The organism is Streptomyces sp. SolWspMP-5a-2 (assembly GCF_900091845.1).
GTDB classification, from domain to species: domain Bacteria; phylum Actinomycetota; class Actinomycetes; order Streptomycetales; family Streptomycetaceae; genus Streptomyces; species Streptomyces doudnae.
Map to the genome: position 1 here is coordinate 43,599 of NZ_FMCI01000247.1, position 14,543 is coordinate 58,141.

General features: G+C 75.6%; 13 protein-coding genes. 4 read left to right on the forward strand and 9 right to left on the reverse strand.

Going from position 1 to position 14,543, the window contains the following annotated elements; all coding sequences use genetic code 11:
* Positions 1-14: 14 nt before the first annotated feature.
* The 3 genes from GA0115242_RS24380 to GA0115242_RS42540 form a co-directional block, all read right to left on the reverse strand.
* Positions 15-1,199 (reverse strand): SfnB family sulfur acquisition oxidoreductase, encoded by a 1,185-nt coding sequence (locus tag GA0115242_RS24380; RefSeq protein ID WP_093831948.1) that lies wholly within the window; start codon positions 1,197-1,199, stop codon positions 15-17.
* A 5-nt stretch (positions 1,200-1,204) separates the two neighbouring features.
* Complete coding sequence (gene ssuE / locus GA0115242_RS24385; RefSeq protein ID WP_093831950.1) at positions 1,205-1,759, reverse strand: NADPH-dependent FMN reductase; 555 nt, start codon at positions 1,757-1,759, stop codon at positions 1,205-1,207.
* 431 nt (positions 1,760-2,190) lie between these two features.
* Complete coding sequence (locus GA0115242_RS42540) at positions 2,191-2,274, reverse strand: putative leader peptide (protein ID WP_350284076.1); 84 nt, start codon at positions 2,272-2,274, stop codon at positions 2,191-2,193.
* A 137-nt stretch (positions 2,275-2,411) separates the two neighbouring features.
* On the opposite strand from GA0115242_RS42540, the gene GA0115242_RS24395 reads away from it, so the two are divergent.
* A complete protein-coding gene (locus GA0115242_RS24395; RefSeq protein WP_176729903.1) occupies positions 2,412-3,359 on the forward strand; it encodes a LysR family transcriptional regulator in 948 nt (315 codons plus the stop codon).
* Between the two features lie 75 nt (positions 3,360-3,434).
* Positions 3,435-5,402, forward strand: coding sequence for a hypothetical protein (locus GA0115242_RS24400; protein WP_093831954.1), 1,968 nt, complete (start codon positions 3,435-3,437; stop codon positions 5,400-5,402).
* A 53-nt stretch (positions 5,403-5,455) separates the two neighbouring features.
* Here the strand turns inward: GA0115242_RS24400 and GA0115242_RS40875 are convergent, their stop codons facing one another.
* The 4 genes from GA0115242_RS40875 to GA0115242_RS24415 all read right to left on the reverse strand — a co-directional run bounded on the left by GA0115242_RS40875 (position 5,456) and on the right by GA0115242_RS24415 (position 9,335).
* Complete coding sequence (locus GA0115242_RS40875) at positions 5,456-5,617, reverse strand: hypothetical protein (RefSeq protein ID WP_176729904.1); 162 nt, start codon at positions 5,615-5,617, stop codon at positions 5,456-5,458.
* A 101-nt stretch (positions 5,618-5,718) separates the two neighbouring features.
* Positions 5,719-6,507, reverse strand: coding sequence for a SigB/SigF/SigG family RNA polymerase sigma factor (locus tag GA0115242_RS24405; RefSeq protein ID WP_093831956.1), 789 nt, complete (start codon positions 6,505-6,507; stop codon positions 5,719-5,721).
* 3 nt (positions 6,508-6,510) lie between these two features.
* On the reverse strand, positions 6,511-8,673 hold the full coding sequence (locus tag GA0115242_RS24410) for an MMPL family transporter (RefSeq protein WP_093831958.1): 2,163 nt from the start codon (positions 8,671-8,673) through the stop codon (positions 6,511-6,513).
* A gap of 131 nt (positions 8,674-8,804) precedes the next feature.
* Complete coding sequence (locus tag GA0115242_RS24415; RefSeq protein WP_093831960.1) at positions 8,805-9,335, reverse strand: MarR family winged helix-turn-helix transcriptional regulator; 531 nt, start codon at positions 9,333-9,335, stop codon at positions 8,805-8,807.
* 93 nt (positions 9,336-9,428) lie between these two features.
* On the opposite strand from GA0115242_RS24415, the gene GA0115242_RS24420 reads away from it, so the two are divergent.
* Positions 9,429-10,958, forward strand: a complete 1,530-nt coding sequence (locus GA0115242_RS24420; protein WP_093831962.1) for an SDR family oxidoreductase — start codon at positions 9,429-9,431, stop codon at positions 10,956-10,958.
* 121 nt (positions 10,959-11,079) lie between these two features.
* On the forward strand, positions 11,080-12,453 hold the full coding sequence (locus tag GA0115242_RS24425; RefSeq protein ID WP_093831964.1) for a cryptochrome/photolyase family protein: 1,374 nt from the start codon (positions 11,080-11,082) through the stop codon (positions 12,451-12,453).
* A gap of 15 nt (positions 12,454-12,468) precedes the next feature.
* Here GA0115242_RS24425 and GA0115242_RS24430 read toward each other — a convergent pair whose 3' ends face one another.
* Together GA0115242_RS24430 and GA0115242_RS24435 are read right to left on the reverse strand one after the other, a co-directional pair.
* Positions 12,469-13,710, reverse strand: a complete 1,242-nt coding sequence (locus GA0115242_RS24430; RefSeq protein WP_093831965.1) for an NAD(P)/FAD-dependent oxidoreductase — start codon at positions 13,708-13,710, stop codon at positions 12,469-12,471.
* A 158-nt stretch (positions 13,711-13,868) separates the two neighbouring features.
* Positions 13,869-14,543: B12-binding domain-containing protein (locus GA0115242_RS24435; RefSeq protein ID WP_141721739.1), on the reverse strand; the 675-nt coding region annotated here is incomplete at its 5' end.

The following is a 14,543-nucleotide window of genomic DNA, read 5'->3' on the forward strand; positions in this document are numbered from 1 at the left end:
CCGATCGGGTGGGGTCAGAGCAGGCCGTGGCGGGGCGGGCGGGTGCCGTTGAGCAGGTGGCGGCCGATGTGCTGGATCTTCCAGCGGGCCGGGTCGTGCAGGGTGTGGGTGCGGGCGTCGCGCCAGTGCCGGTGCAGGTTCAGGGAGTCGAGGGCGGAGCGGGTCCCGGCCAGGTCGAAGAGGGCGTCGGCCACCTCGACGGCCGTGCGGGCGGCGTGCGCCTTGGCGGCGGCGACCGCGACGGACGCCTCGGCCGCCGTGTCGTCGGTGAGGTCGGCCCGCGCCTCCTCGACGGCCCGCGCCGCCTCCCGCAGCAGCGCCCTGGACGCCCGTGTCGTGACGCCGAGTTCACCGAAGCGCTGGATGACCAGCGGGTCCTCGGCGGCGGTGTCGGCGCCGCTCTCGAACCAGGGTCTGCTGCGCGTGCGGACGAAGGAGACGGCCTCGGCGAGCGCGCCGTCGGCGATCCCGACGTCGATGGCGGCGTGCAGCAACTGTGCTGTCGCGCCGTGCAGTTGCGGGCCGCGGAAGGTGAGGTGGTGGGGCAGGACCCGGTCGGCGGGGACCACCACGCCGGTCAGCCGGACGGTGCCGCTCGCGGTGGTGCGCTGCCCCATGCCGTCCCAGTCGTCGACCACGGTGAGCCCTGGCGCGTCCCGGGGCACGTAGGCGACGTGCAGCGCGTCGTCGGCGGCGCGGGCGAGCACCGGGATCCAGTCGGCGAAGAGAGCGCCGGTCGAGTAGTGCTTCTCCCCGGTCAGGAGGAGGGAGCCGTCCGGTCGGGGGGTGAGCCGGGTGCCGATGTCCTGGACGTGCCGGGTGCCCGCCTCGGACTGGGCGTTGCCCAGTCGGCGCCCGGCGAGCAGTTCGCCGAAGAAGAACCTCCGCTGCTCGGGCGTGCCCTGACGGCGGATCACGTTCACGTAGACGAAGTGGCTCTGCGGGATCTGGGCGAGGCTCGGGTCGGCCGAGGCCAGCAACCGGAAGATCTCCGCGAGGGTGCCCGCGCCGACGTCCGCTCCCCCGTGCGCGGCCGGGACGGTGACGGCGAGCAGCCCGGACGCCGAGAGCCGCTCCAACTCCGCTCGCGGCAGCCGCCGTTCGCGGTCGCGTTCGCTCGCCCCGGCCCGGAACTCCTCGGCCAGGGCGCGGGCCACCGCGAGGGCCTCCTGGTCGTCGGCGATGACGTGGGCGGGCACGGCGGTCAGCTCGCCGCGGCCAGCAGCGGGGTGCGGCCGAGGGCGGTGGAGAACTGGTCGACGACCTGGGTGAGGGCCTCGTCGGTGAGGGACGCGACCGACAGGGTGCCGTCCTCGTGGACGGTGATGTCCTTGTCGAGGGTGAACCAGCCCTGCACGATGTGGGCGGCGCCCATGGAGTTGAGCACCGGGCGCAGCGCGTAGTCGATGGCGAGGACGTGCGCGGTGGTGCCGCCGGTGGCGAGGGGCAGCACGGTCTTGCCGGTGAGGGCGTACTGCGGGAGCAGGTCGAGGAGCGCCTTGAGGACCCCGGAGTAGGCGGCCTTGTAGACGGGGGTGGCAATCACCACGCCGTCGGCGCGGGCGAAGAGTTCGGCGGCCTCGACGATCGCGGGGTGGGCGAAGTCGGCGCCGAGCAGGGCCTCGGCGGGGACGGTGCGGACGTCGAGCGGTGTCACCTCGTGGCCCTGGGCGGTCAGGCGCCGGTCGAGGTGGCGCAGCAGCCGGTGGGTGCGGGAGGAGGCGGAGGGACTGCCGGAGACGGACAGGACGGTGGCCATGGGCCCTCTTTCGGGGAGGCGGGCGGCGCCCTGGCGGGGGCGGCCGGGAACCGGGACGGGGTGGGTGCGGACGGCGGGTTCAGGCGGGCGGGGCGGTGGACCCGGCGTCGTCCGCGCGGAGTCGTGCCTGTGGCCGGCGCGCCGGTGGCGGCGTCCGCCCGCCGCGGGACGCGGCCTCTTCGCGGTGATCCGGGAAACCGGGGAGAATCAGATCGACGCCGTGCCGCCTGCGGAGAGGAGAAAAGGGAGCGGACATGCGGAACTCCTGGTGCGGAATGTCTCCGGGCGCGCCGCATTCGCTTTTCCGCGCATGGGCGGGGAATTGGGGCGACGTGCGGACAGGGGTGACCGATGCGCGTGTGGAATACGGGAACGCGGATGACCGGTGAAGTCGCGGGGACGGCGCGTGGTGCGGCGGATCGGGACGGGGATCAGGCCGCGGCGCGACAGGAGGCGCTGGAGACGCGCGCGAGGTCGACATGGCGTCGCCGCGTGAGGTCCAGTCGCATCTTCATGCCGTCGATCGTGGCAGCCGCCGGTGAGAACCGTCAAGGAAAACCCGACCGGTCTCGCATCCCGGACCATTGAATTTCACGAAGGCGTGACAGGGAAACCCTTGAACGCGGGTGTGGACGGGCCGCATTCTGCGGGGGTGCGCACCGAACAGCTGGAATACATCGCGGCCGTGACCCGGCTGGGCTCGCTGCGCCGGGCGGCCGAGGAACTGCGGCTCTCCCAGCCCGCGTTGAGCGAGACGGTGCGGAACCTGGAACGGGAGCTGGGGGTGGACCTGCTGGAGCGCAAGCGCTCCGGGGCGACGATGAGCGCGGAGGGCCGGGAACTGCTGCCGCACATCGCGCAGGTGCTGGAGGCGGTGGACCGGCTGCGGGCGGCGGCGGGCGAGCAGCACCGGGTCAGCCGGATGGTGCGGGTCGGCACGGTCTCCGCGGCGACGGTGCCGCTGCTGATCCCGGTGGTCCGGGAGTTCCGGGCCGCGCACCCGGTCACCCAGGTCGAGGTGGTGGCGGCGCGGCAGGCGGAGATCCACCGGGGGCTGGCGGAGGGCGCGTTCGATCTGGGCCTGGTCAACGAGCTGGACGGCGACGACCTGCCCGCGGGCCTCGACTCCGTGGAGCTGCTGCGCGGGCGCCCCGTGGTGTGTCTGCGGCCCGACTCCCCGCTGGCCGCGCTGGACGCCGTCACGGTGGACGAGCTGCTGACCGAGCCGCTGATCGCGATGCGCACCGGCTATGTCATGCACCGGTTCGTGCACCGGCTCCTGGCCGGGCGGCTGCCGTCGTTCTCGTACTCCACGGACGGCGCGGAGATGGGGAAGCTGATGGTCGCGGAAGGGCTCGGGGTGACGGTGCTGCCGGACTTCAGCGTCGTCGGCGATCCGCTGGAGCGGCAGGGGACGATCACGCACCGGCCGCTGGCGGGGGACGCGACCGGGGTGCGGCTGACGCTGCGGCGGCGCCGGGCGGACGCGGTGCCGCGGGCGGCGCAGGAGTTGCACGAGGCGTTCGTGCGCCGGGGGTGTGAGCTGGGCGGAGTCGTCCAGGGCGCGACGGGCTCCCACGCGCGCCCCGCCGAGGGGTGACCTGTCCATGATTCACTCGTTTGACGGAGTGTAAGACGCCCAGCGCGTCACTCGTCCGGAAGGCATCACGCTCCCATGCACCTACGCTCGCTCCGACGTCCCGGCGGGAGTGTCAGGACGCCGGTCCTGGAGGCAGAGACCGTCCTCGTCGAGCAGTACGGCGACCTGGTCAGGCTGGCCCACCTCGTGCTCCCCGCGACGCTCGGCCGGCACCGGCGGGTGCTGGTGGCGCACTCCCTGGTCCAGCGGACCCTGCCGCGGATCCGCTCGGCCCACCCGGTGCCGTCCGTGCCCGCGCAGCGCGCGCCGGGCCCGGCGCGGTTCTCCGCGGTGTGGGCGCTCACCGCGGAGGTGCTGCGCGGCGCGCTCGCGTACGGCCGGGGTGCCCGTCCGTGGGTGGCGCGCCATCTGCCGCGGCTGCCGCTGGTGTTCGGGCTGCGGCTGTTCCCGCGCTCCGGCGGGGACGCCGAACTGGCCCTGGCGCAGCGGCTCTCGGGGGTGTCGGCGGCGGCGCGGGCCGCGTTCCTGCTGGGCGTGGTGCACGGGCTGTCGCAGGACGACGTGCGCGCGCTGCTGACGGCGGCGGGCGCCGCCGACCCGGACGAGGCGGTGCGGGCGGCGGCGGCGCTGCGCGCGGGCGAGGACGAGCAGGGGACGGCGGCGGCGCTGCTGGCGTCGCAGGAGTTCGACGCGTGCGCGCTGCAGGCGAGCCCGACCGATCTGCTGCGGCGCAGGCGGCGGGTGCGGGTGGGGCTCGCGGTCTGCGGGGTCGCGGCGATCTCGGCGGTGACGCTGGTGACGACCACTTCCGGCGGCTCCCCGGGCCCCGCGTACACCCCGGCGCCGGCGGCCGGACCGGCGCTGCGTCCGGCCGCGCTGCTGCGGACCCCGGCCGGGGTGTGGGACAACACCGCGCGGGTGGACTTCACGGCGTGGCCGGTGCGCGGCGACCGGGCCGCGGACGAGGCGCTGCTCGGCCGGGCGCTCGGCGCGTGGGCGCACCCGTCGTCCGGCACCCGGGTCACCACCGCCGCCGCCACCTCGCGGGCCGTCCCCGTGACACCGCCCCGGCTGCTGTTCGCGGGCGGGGTGGGGGCGCGGGCGGTGGTGCTGCTGCACGACGGTGAGCGGCTGGCCCGCTACAGCGAGCCGCTGTCGGGGTCCGCGCCGGGCGAGCTGACGATCGCGCGGGCCGACGACTCGGACGTCACGACGGCCGCCGCGGTCGCCGTGGACGACGGGCGGGGCGGCGGCGGGGTGCGCTATCTGCTGGCGCCGTGGGTCGCCGAGGCGGGGACCCGGGATCTGCTGAGGCCGGACGCCCTGGCCCGGCCGCTCGCGGTGGCGAAGGACGGCGTCACCGCCGCGGTGCCCCCGGTGCCGTCCGGCGGGGACTGCGGGAGCGCGCCGGTGCTGCAACTGCGGTCCTCCGAGCGGATCGCCGAGCACCACGCGTTCCTGCTGGCCGGGGTGGGCGCCCTGTCCCCCGTCCATCTGACGTACACCCCGCTGCCCGGACGCGGGGCCCCGGCCCGGCAGCCCCGGGAGGCGACGGGGTCCGAGGCGCTGCTGGCCTGGGCTCATCAGGGGTGCGCGCTGGGGCGGTTGGGCGGTTCGGGGGTGCGGGCGGTCAACGCGTGGGACTTCGCGCGGCAGCGGCTGCCCGGGGCGGGCGGTGACGCGGTGTGGAGCTGCGCCCGCGCGGACACCTGGCGGGGTCCCGGTTCGGTGACGGTGACGCTGCGCACCAGCCGGGACCGGGTGGACGCGCCGGGCCGGGTGGTCGCCCGGGTGCCGTCGACCGCGCTGTGCAGCCGGTTCGGGCGGCACGTGGTGGCGGCGACGCAGTGGCGGGCGCCGGACGGCCGGGGCTATCTGCTGGCCGCGGGGAGCCGGGCGGTGACCCGGATCGCGGTCAGCGGTGACGTACGGGCGTCACGGTCGGGCAGCACCCTCGCGGTCCCCGCCGCCGGGCACCCGCGGGTCTCCGTGCGGGCCCGCCTGGCGACCGGCCAGGACCTCGAAGGGGTGGGCGGCGGCTGAGCCTTCTCCCGGCCGGTCCGTCGTCCGGCCCCGGCAGGGGGGGGCGGACCGGCTCAGTCCTCGTCGCGCAGGACGACGAGGAAGGCGTCCGACTTCAGGTCCATGACCACGGTGGCCTGTTCACCGGCGGCGCGCCGCTGGGCGGCGTACTCCTCGGCGGGCCACGATCCGCGAGGAGATCCCGCGGGGAACCGCTCCAACACCTTCGCGCCCATGGCGGCACCTCCTGCTTCGGCTGTCCGGTCGCCCCGTCGGGGTCGTGTCCTGCGTCTGCCCCGGTTGTACGGGGACATGTCATCCCGGACGGGGCGGGGCGTCAGGTGCGTTCCGCGAGTCCGGCGCGGAGCGTGGCGAGGGTGCGGGTGAGCAGCCGGGAGACGTGCATCTGGGAGATGCCCAGCTCCGCGCCGATCTGACTCTGCGTCATGTCCTGCAGGAAGCGCATGGCGAGCAGCGCGCGTTCCCGCTCGGGCAGGGCGGCGACCAGGGGCGCGACGGTCACCAGGTCGTCGGTCCTGCCCAGCGCGGGGTCGTCGCCGCCGAGCCGGTCGGCGAGGCTGAGGCCGTCGGGTCCCGGTTCGGTCGGCGCGTCCAGGGAGACGGTGCCGTACCCCTCGGCCGCCCGCAGCCCGTCGACCACCTCGTCCTCGGTCAGCCCGGTCAGCCGGACGAGTTCGCAGACGGTGGGGGCGCGGCCCTCCCGCTGCTCGAACGCGACCGCCTCCTCGCGCAGCAGCGCACGGCAGTCCTTGAGCCGCCTCGGCACCCGCACCGCCCAGGTGGTGTCACGGAAGAACCGTTTGATCTCCCCGGCGATCGTGGGTGCCGCGAACGCCTCGAACTCGAAGCCCCGGGTCGGGTCGAACCGGTTGATGGCCTTGATGAGCCCGATGGTGCCGACCTGCAGGACGTCGTCGTGGATCTCCGGGCTGGGCTGGAAGCGGCGGGCCGCCTGCCGCACCATCCACATGTTCAGCTCGACGAGCGTGTTGCGGACGTACGAGTACTCGGCCGTGCCTTCCGCCAGCTCGTGCAGCCGCGCGAAGAGCGGCTCGGAAAGGGCATGGGCGTCGGCGGGGCCGACGACGGCGTTCTGCAGGGGCACGGTTCACTCCTCGTTGGGGACCCCGGCGGGGCGGGGCTTCACCTCGGTTTCCGGGTGACCGGCGCTCCGGGACGCGCTGCCGTCGGGCGCGGACGCGCCGCGCCACAGCCGTCCCGGCCACCAGGTCACCCCACCAAGATCCCGCACCAGGGCGGGAACGAGCAGGGACCTGACGACCAGCGTGTCGAGCAGGACGCCGAACGCGACGATGAACGCGATCTGCGCGAGGAAGGCGAGCGGGATCACGCCGAGGGCGGCGAAGGTGGCCGCCAGGACGACACCCGCCGAGGTGATGACCCCTCCGGTGCCGACCAGGCCCCGCAGCATGCCCTCCCGGACGCCGTGGCGCAGCGACTCCTCGCGGACCCGGGACATCAGGAAGATGTTGTAGTCGACGCCCAGGGCGACCAGGAACACGAACCCGTACAGCGGAACGGACGGGTCGGTACCGGTGAAGCCGAACACATGTCGGAATACAAGAGCCGAGACGCCCAGGGTGGCCAGCAGGTTGAGGCCGACGGTCGCCACCAGGAGCACCGGCAGCAGCAGGGAGCGCAGCAGCACCATGAGGATCGCCAGGATGATGGCGAGGACCACCGGGACGATGAGGGTGCGGTCGCGCTCGGCGGTGCGCAGGGTGTCGTAGCGCTGCGCGGTGTAGCCGCCGACCAGGGCGTGCGCGCCGGGCACCTCGTGCAGGGCGGTGCGCAGCCGGGCGACGGCGTCCGCGGCCGCGTCGCTGTCGGTGGCGTCGGCGAGGGTGACGTCGACGCGGACCCGCCCGTCGACGACCAGCGGGTCGCCGCCCGGCCGTCCGGAGGCGGTGACCCCGGCCGCGGAGGCGACGCCGTCGGTGGCGCGGGCGGTGGCCAGGACGCGGTCGAGCCGGTCGGCGTCGGCGATGACGACGGTGGGGTTGCCCGAGCCGCCGGGGAAGTGCCGGGCGAGGGTGGCCTGGGCGGCGACGGAGGGGGCGTCGTCGACGAAGGTCTCGTCGAGCGGGACGCCGCGGGAGACCAGGGTGGGGGCGAACGCGGCGCAGGCGAGGAGCCCGGCGAGGCAGACGGCCCAGACCGTGCGCGGGGCGCGGTCCACCAGCGCGGCCACCCGCCGCCAGCCGCCCGCGGCCTGCTCGGTGGCGGGGCGCGGGGTGGCGGGCCAGTACGCGGCGCGGCCCAGCAGGACGAGGACGGCGGGCAGGAAGGTGAGCGAGCTGAGGACGGCGCAGACGATGCCGACGGCGCCGACGGGGCCGAGCGCCCGGTTGTTGGTGAGGTCGCTGAGCAGCAGCGCGAGCAGGCCGAGCGCGACGGTCGCGGCGCTGGCCACGACGGCGCCCCAGGACTGGCGCAGGGCGGCCCGCGCGGCGGCGAACCGGTCGGTCCTGGCGGCGAGTTCCTCCCGGAAGCGGGCGGTGATCAGCAGGGCGTAGTCGGTGGCGGCGCCGATGACGAGGATGGAGAGGATGCCCTGCACCTGTCCGTCGACGCGGACCAGGTCGTGGTCGGCGAGCGCGTACACGACGGCGCAGGCCAGGCCGAGGGCGAAGACGGCGCCGAGGATGATCACCAGCGGCAGCAGGACGCTGCGGTAGACGAGCAGCAGGATCACCAGGACGGTCACCAGGGCGACGGCGAGCAGCAGTCCGTCGATGCCGGCGAACGCGTCGGAGAGGTCGGCCCGGGTGGCGGCGGGTCCGGCGAGCTGGACGGTGGCGCCGGGGACGCGTTCGGCGGCCGCCCTGATCCGGTCCAGGGTGGGGGCGAGCCGGTCGCCGAGGTCGGGCCGGAGCGGGACGACGGCTTCGAGGGCGGCGCCGTCCTCGGAGAGCAGCGCGGGCGACACGGTGCCCGCGACGCCGGAGGTGCCGGTGAGCGGGGCGAGCGCGCGGGTCGCGGCGGCCTGACGGTCCTTCATCGCGCCGCCGCCGTCGCCGTCGTCGGTCCAGACGACGACGGCGGGCAGGGTCTCGTCCTGCCGGAAGGCCTTCTGGGCGGTGATGACCTCGGTGGACTCGGCGCTGCGCGGCAGGAACGCGGCCTGGTCGTTGGTCGCGACCTCGCCGAGCCGTCCGGCGAACGGCCCGAGCGCCCCGCCGATGCCGAGCCAGACGACGAGCAGGAGCAGCGGGACGACGACGCGGCCCCGGCGCGGGGTGAGGGACATGGCTCTCCAGTGGATCGGGACGGCGGACCCGGAAACAATCTCGACGACAAACAATCTCGATCATCAAGATAACTGGCCCCGATCGTAGGCCACCCCGCGCGACGGGTCGTGCGCGACTCCCCGCCCGGGGTTCAGCCGTCGGACGGGCGCAGGGCCGCCATCTCCTCGTTCATCGCCTGGAGGAAGCGCAGCACCACGGCGAGTTCGTCCTCGGTGAAGCGGGCGTGCGCGCCCTGGGCGGCCCGCGCGAGCGGCCGGAAGTAGGAGCGGGCCACCGCCTTGGCGTCGGGCGCGTAGTGCAGATGGACCACCCGGCGGTCGGCGCTCTCCCGGACCCTGCGGATGTGCCCCGCCCGCTCCAGCCGGTCCACGCAGGCGGTCACCGCGCCCGAGGTGAGCCCCAGGTGCTCGCGCAGCCGGCCCGGGGTCATCGGCCCGTCGGCGTCCAGGATCGCGGCCAGCGCCTGGACGTCGGTGGCGTGCAGGCCCTGCTCACCGGCGAAACCGTGCACCAGCCGGTTGATCCCGCCGTTCATCCGGCGCAGTTGGACGGCGAGGGAGAAGAGGTCGGTGCCCGTGGGCGCCGGGGGCACCGCGCCCGCGGGTGCCGGGGGCGTCCGCGGCGCGACTGCGCGCTGGTCCCCGTCGTCTGCTGTGGCCACGCGGTCACCCTATAGAAGCGTCCGCATCCGGTTCGGCCGCGCCCGGGGAAGGGATCACGAGGGGGGCACGCCGAGACGGAGGACCGAGAGCCCATGAACGCTGACGACGACCGGCCCGCGACGCTCTGCCTGGTGACCGGCGCGACGGGATACATCGGCGGCAGGCTGGTCCCGGAGCTGCTGGACGCCGGGCACCGGGTCCGCTGTCTGGCCCGCTCCCCCGGCAAGCTGCGCGACCACCCGTGGGCGGGCCGGGTCGAGACCGCGCGCGGCGACGTCACGGACGCGGCCTCGGTCGCCGACGCCATGCGCGGGGTCGACGTCGCCTACTACCTGGTGCACGCGCTGGGCTCGGGCGAGGACTTCGAGGCGACGGACCGGGAGGCGGCGCGGATCTTCGGCGAGGCCGCGCGCGCCGCCGGCGTCCGCCGGATCGTCTACCTCGGCGGTCTGACCCCCTCGGACGTGCCCGAGAGCGCGCTCTCCCCGCATCTGCGCTCCCGGTCCGAGGTCGGCAGGATCCTGCTCGACTCCGGGGTCCCCACCACGGTGCTGCGCGCGGCGGTCGTCCTCGGCTCGGGCTCGGTCTCCTTCGAGATGCTGCGCTACCTCACCGAACGGCTGCCGGTCATGGTCACCCCGAGCTGGGTGCACACCCGGATCCAGCCGGTGGCGGTGCGGGACGTGCTGCGGGTGCTGGTCGGCAGCGCGGACATGCCCGCCGACGTCAACCGCGCCTTCGACATCGGCGGCCCCGACGTGCTCACCTACCGCGAGATGATGACGCGGTACGCGCGGGTCGCCGACCTGCCCCGGCGGTACGTGGTGTCGGTGCCGATGCTCACCCCGCGGCTGTCCAGCCACTGGGTCGGCCTGGTCACCCCGGTGCCCGCGGGCCTCGCCCGCCCGCTCACCGAGTCGCTGCGCCACGAGGTCGTCTGCCACGAGAACGACATCGAGCGGTACGTGCCCGCGCCGCCCGGCTCCCCGATCGGCTTCGACGAGGCGGTACGGCTCGCCCTGCGCCGCATCCGGCAGGCCGACGTCGCCACCCGCTGGTCATCGGCCTCGCTGCCCGGCGCGCCCAGCGACCCGCTGCCCACCGACCCCGACTGGGCGGGCGGCAGCCTCTACACCGACCACCGCGAACTGACCGTGCCCGCCTCGCGGGAGGCGCTGTGGCGGGTGATCGAGGGGATCGGCGGCGACAACGGCTGGTACTCCTTCCCGCTGGCGTGGGCGGTGCGCGGCTGGCTCGACCGGCTGGCCGGCGGGGTCGGACTGCGCCGGGGACGGCGGGACGCGGCACGGCTGCGGGTCGGCGACTCGCTGGACTTCTGGCGGGTCGAGGAGATCGAGCCGGGACGGCTGCTGCGGCTGCGCGCCGAGATGCGGCTGCCCGGCCTCGCCTGGCTCGAGCTGCGCGCGGACACCGACGACGACGGCAGGACGCGCTACCGCCAGCGGGCCCTGTTCCATCCGCAGGGGCTCCTCGGGCACGCCTACTGGTGGAGCGTGTCGCCCTTCCACTCCGTGGTCTTCGGGGGCATGGCCCGCAACATCGCGCGCGCCGCGGCCCGGGAGCCCGCCAGGACCGCGGACGAACACGCGTCCGTGGGATGACCACCGCATCCGACCCCGCCCCTCGGCCGGAAGCACCGGGGTACGCCGGCCGGCACTCCCGTCCGGCCGGCGTGCCCCACCCCGCCATCGGCCGCTCCCCCTCGTCACCGGAGTCCGCACCATGAACGTCTCGGTCGTCCTGTTCACCTCCGACCTGCGCCTGCACGACCATCCGCCGCTGCGGGCCGCGAACGACGCCCGCGAGGTGGTGCCGCTGTTCGTCCGGGACACCGGGGTGGACGCGGCCGGGTTCGCCGCGCCCAACCGGCTGGCCTTCCTCGCCGACTGCCTGCGCGACCTCGACGCGGGCCTGCGCGAGCGCGGCGGGCGGCTGGTGCTGCGCTCCGGCGACCTCGTCGAGGAGGTGTGCAAGGTGGTCGCCGAGGCCGACGCCGACGAGGTCCACATGGCGGCCGACGTCAGCGCCTACGCGCACCGGCGCGAACAGCGGCTGCGGCGGGCCCTGGAGGCCGAGGGGCGGCGGCTGCACATCCACGACACGGTGACCACCGCCGTCGCGCCGGGCGGGGTGACCCCGGCCGGGTCCGACCACTTCGCCGTCTTCACGCCGTACTTCCGGCAGTGGTCGGCGCAGCCGCTGCGGGAGGCGTTCGGCGCACCCCGCTCGGTGCGCGTCCCGGAGGGGATCGGTTCCGAGGAACTGCCGTCCCGGGACGGCCTGTCGGGCCTGTCGGAGGGGCTGGCCGAGGGCGGCGAGACGGTGGCGCGCAAGCGGGTCACGGCGTGGCTGCGCTCGGGCGTCCAGGCGTACGAGGACCGGCACGACGACCTGCCGGGCGACGCCACCTCGCGGTTCTCGCCGCATCTGCACTTCGGCACCCTGTCCCCGGTCGAACTCGTCCACCGGGCCCGGCGCGCGGGCGGTCCGGGCGCCGAGGCGTTCGTGCGGCAGCTCGCCTGGCGCGACTTCCACCGCCAGGTCCTCGCGGCCCGGCAGGACGCGGCCACCGCCGACTACCGCACCAAGCACGACCGCTGGCGCTCGGAGCGGACGGCGGGCGAGGAGATCGAGGCGTGGAAGGAGGGCCGCACCGGCTATCCGGTGGTCGACGCGGCCATGCGGCAGCTCCGGCACGAGGGCTGGATGCACAACAGGGGACGGCTGCTCACGGCGAGCTTCCTCACCAAGACGCTGTACGTCGACTGGCGGGTCGGCGCGCGGTACTTCCTCGACCTGCTGGTCGACGGGGACGTCGCCAACAACCAGCTCAACTGGCAGTGGATGGCCGGGACCGGGACGGACAGCCGCCCCAACCGGGTCCTCAACCCCGTGACCCAGGCGAAGCGTTACGACCCGGACGGCGCCTACGTCCGGCGCTGGATCCCCGAACTCGCTGCCGTGGAGGGGCCGTCGGTGCACGAGCCGTGGAAGCTGCGCGGCCTGGACCGGGCGGCGGTCGACGGCTACCCGGACCCGATCGTCGACCTCTCCGAGGGGCTCGCCCGCTTCAAGCGGGCCCGCGGCAAGGACTGACGCGCGGGGCCGCGCTCAGCGCCGGTCGCGCAGGATCTCGCGGGCGGCACGGGCACCGGAGGCCAGCGCGCCCTGCACCGAGCCGGTCGCCCGGTGGTCACCGCAGACATGGCGGCCGGGGCCGAACCGGCTGGTGCGGCTGAGCGGTTGCGGCGGGGCCATCGCGGGCAGCGCGTCCGGGACCGTGCGCACCGTCAGCAGGTCCCAGCCGCCGGTGTCGGCGTGGTACGCCTCGGCGAGGGCGTCGAGGACCGTCCGCTGCCGCCCTTCGGTGTCCGTCCCGAGGACGGAGGTGGCGACCAGCGCCGACCCCCGCGGCGCGAACCCGGCGACGACCTCGCTGAGCACACAGGTGTTGAGGAAGCGGCGGCGCTCGTCGACGAGCAGGGTCGGTTCGCGCAGCGGCGGCCGCGGTGCCACGTGGTAGTAGGTCGTCACGGTGCGCCCGTCGGGCACCGGCAGGCCGGGCAGCAGCCGGGCGGCCGGGCCCCAGCCGGTCGCCACCACCACGGTCGGCGCGGCCACCTCGCGGCCGTCCTCGGTGACCGCGCCGTCCTCCGTCAGCGCGGCCACCGGTGTCTCCAGCCGGACGGTGCCCGGGGGCAGCGCGTCGGCGAGGGCCAGCGGGACGGCGCCGATCCCCTCGGCGGGCAGGCAGAGGGTGCCGCGCAGCATGCTGCGCCAGACGAGGTGGAAGAAGCGGCTCGACGTCTCCAGGCCGTCCTCCAGGAACACCCCGGACAGGAACGGCCGGAAGAAGCGCTCGACGAACGCCTCGGAGAAACCGGCGTCCGCGAGGGCGGTGCGGGTGGTGCGCTCCGGTGCCCGTTTCAGCGCGGCGGCCGGGCCGAGCGCGGTCCGCGCCGAGAGCACGCCGAGCGCGGCGAGGTCGCGCGGGCCCGCGAGCCGCCCGGTGAGCAGTCCGGGCAGCGTGCCGGGACGGCGTGACGGGTCGCCGAAGCGGAGCGTGCCCCGGTCGGCGGCGTGCACGAGCACCCCGGGCGTGAAGGGCACCGGACGCAGCCCGCGCAGCGCGAGACGTCGCTTGACCTGCGGGTAGGAGGTGTTGAAGACCTGGAACCCGCGGTCGACGACGAACCCGTCGACCCGGTCGGTGCGCATCCGTCCGCCCACGCCGTCGGACGCCTCGACGACCTCGACGTCGAGCCCCGCCGTGAGCAGGTCGCGGGCGCAGGCGAGACCGGCGGCCCCCGCGCCGATCACGAGGACGTCGGGGGTGCGGGCGGACTTCGACACGGTGGGCCCCTGACGGGTCGGGCCGCCCGGCGGTGCCGGCGCGGCGGGGTGGGCGCGCGGACGCGCGCGTCTGCCGATGGCTTCCCGCGCCGTCGGCCCGGCGGATGCGCCGCGCGCGCCGTTCACCCGCGCGGGGGACGCGCCGGGCCGTCACGCCGTCAGTCGCGCTCCGTCGTCTCCGCGCGCGTCAGCAGCGCGTACGCGCCGCTCAGGGTCTCGACGGCACTCGACAGCGACGGCGGCCTCGGCATCTCCCGGGGGGCACCGGCCCACCCGGGCCCGGCGAGGACGACGAGGGGGCGGCGGCGGGCGCCCTTGACGCCCCACTGGGTGTCGGCGACGCGCCGGGCCAGGTTGACGCTCGCCGTGGAGCGGACCTGCGCCCACAGCACTACGGCCGTGGGGCCCAGCCTGCGCACCGACGCCACCAGCGCCTCGACGGGCACGGCGGCCCCGAACATCCGGGTGGGCGTGCGGCGTTCGCCCAGTCCGGCGTTGAGGGCCTCGATCGCCAGGGTGTGCTGCTCGTCGGGGACGCAGGCGAGCACGACCGGGCCGGGTGATCCGTCGCCGGGCCCCGCGGGGGCCGGGGTGTGGCGGCGCAGGGTGGTGGAGACGTGCCAGGAGAGCAGGTGCTCGACCTCGACGTAACGGTCCCCCGACGACTCCCACTTGCGGCCCACCGCGTGCAGCGTCGGCATCATCACCTCCTCCCAGGCGGTGACCACCCCGTAGCGCAGCACGGCGTCGGCGAGTTGCTGCTCGACGGCCGGGGCGTCGAGGCGGACGGCGGCGCGGGCCAGCCCGCGGCACTCCTGGCGCACGTCGCCGAG

Excerpts from the sequence above, each read along its gene's own strand:
- ssuE (WP_093831950.1), bottom strand. The coding sequence starts at position 1,759 with ATGGCCACCGTCCTGTCCGTCTCCGGCAGTCCCTCCGCCTCCTCCCGC.
- GA0115242_RS42540 (WP_350284076.1), bottom strand. The coding sequence starts at position 2,274 with ATGAAGATGCGACTGGACCTCACGCGGCGACGCCATGTCGACCTCGCG.
- GA0115242_RS24400 (WP_093831954.1), top strand. The coding sequence starts at position 3,435 with ATGCACCTACGCTCGCTCCGACGTCCCGGCGGGAGTGTCAGGACGCCG.
- GA0115242_RS40875 (WP_176729904.1), bottom strand. The coding sequence starts at position 5,617 with ATGGGCGCGAAGGTGTTGGAGCGGTTCCCCGCGGGATCTCCTCGCGGA.
- GA0115242_RS24410 (WP_093831958.1), bottom strand. The coding sequence starts at position 8,673 with ATGTCCCTCACCCCGCGCCGGGGCCGCGTCGTCGTCCCGCTGCTCCTG.
- GA0115242_RS24420 (WP_093831962.1), top strand. The coding sequence starts at position 9,429 with ATGAACGCTGACGACGACCGGCCCGCGACGCTCTGCCTGGTGACCGGC.
- GA0115242_RS24425 (WP_093831964.1), top strand. The coding sequence starts at position 11,080 with ATGAACGTCTCGGTCGTCCTGTTCACCTCCGACCTGCGCCTGCACGAC.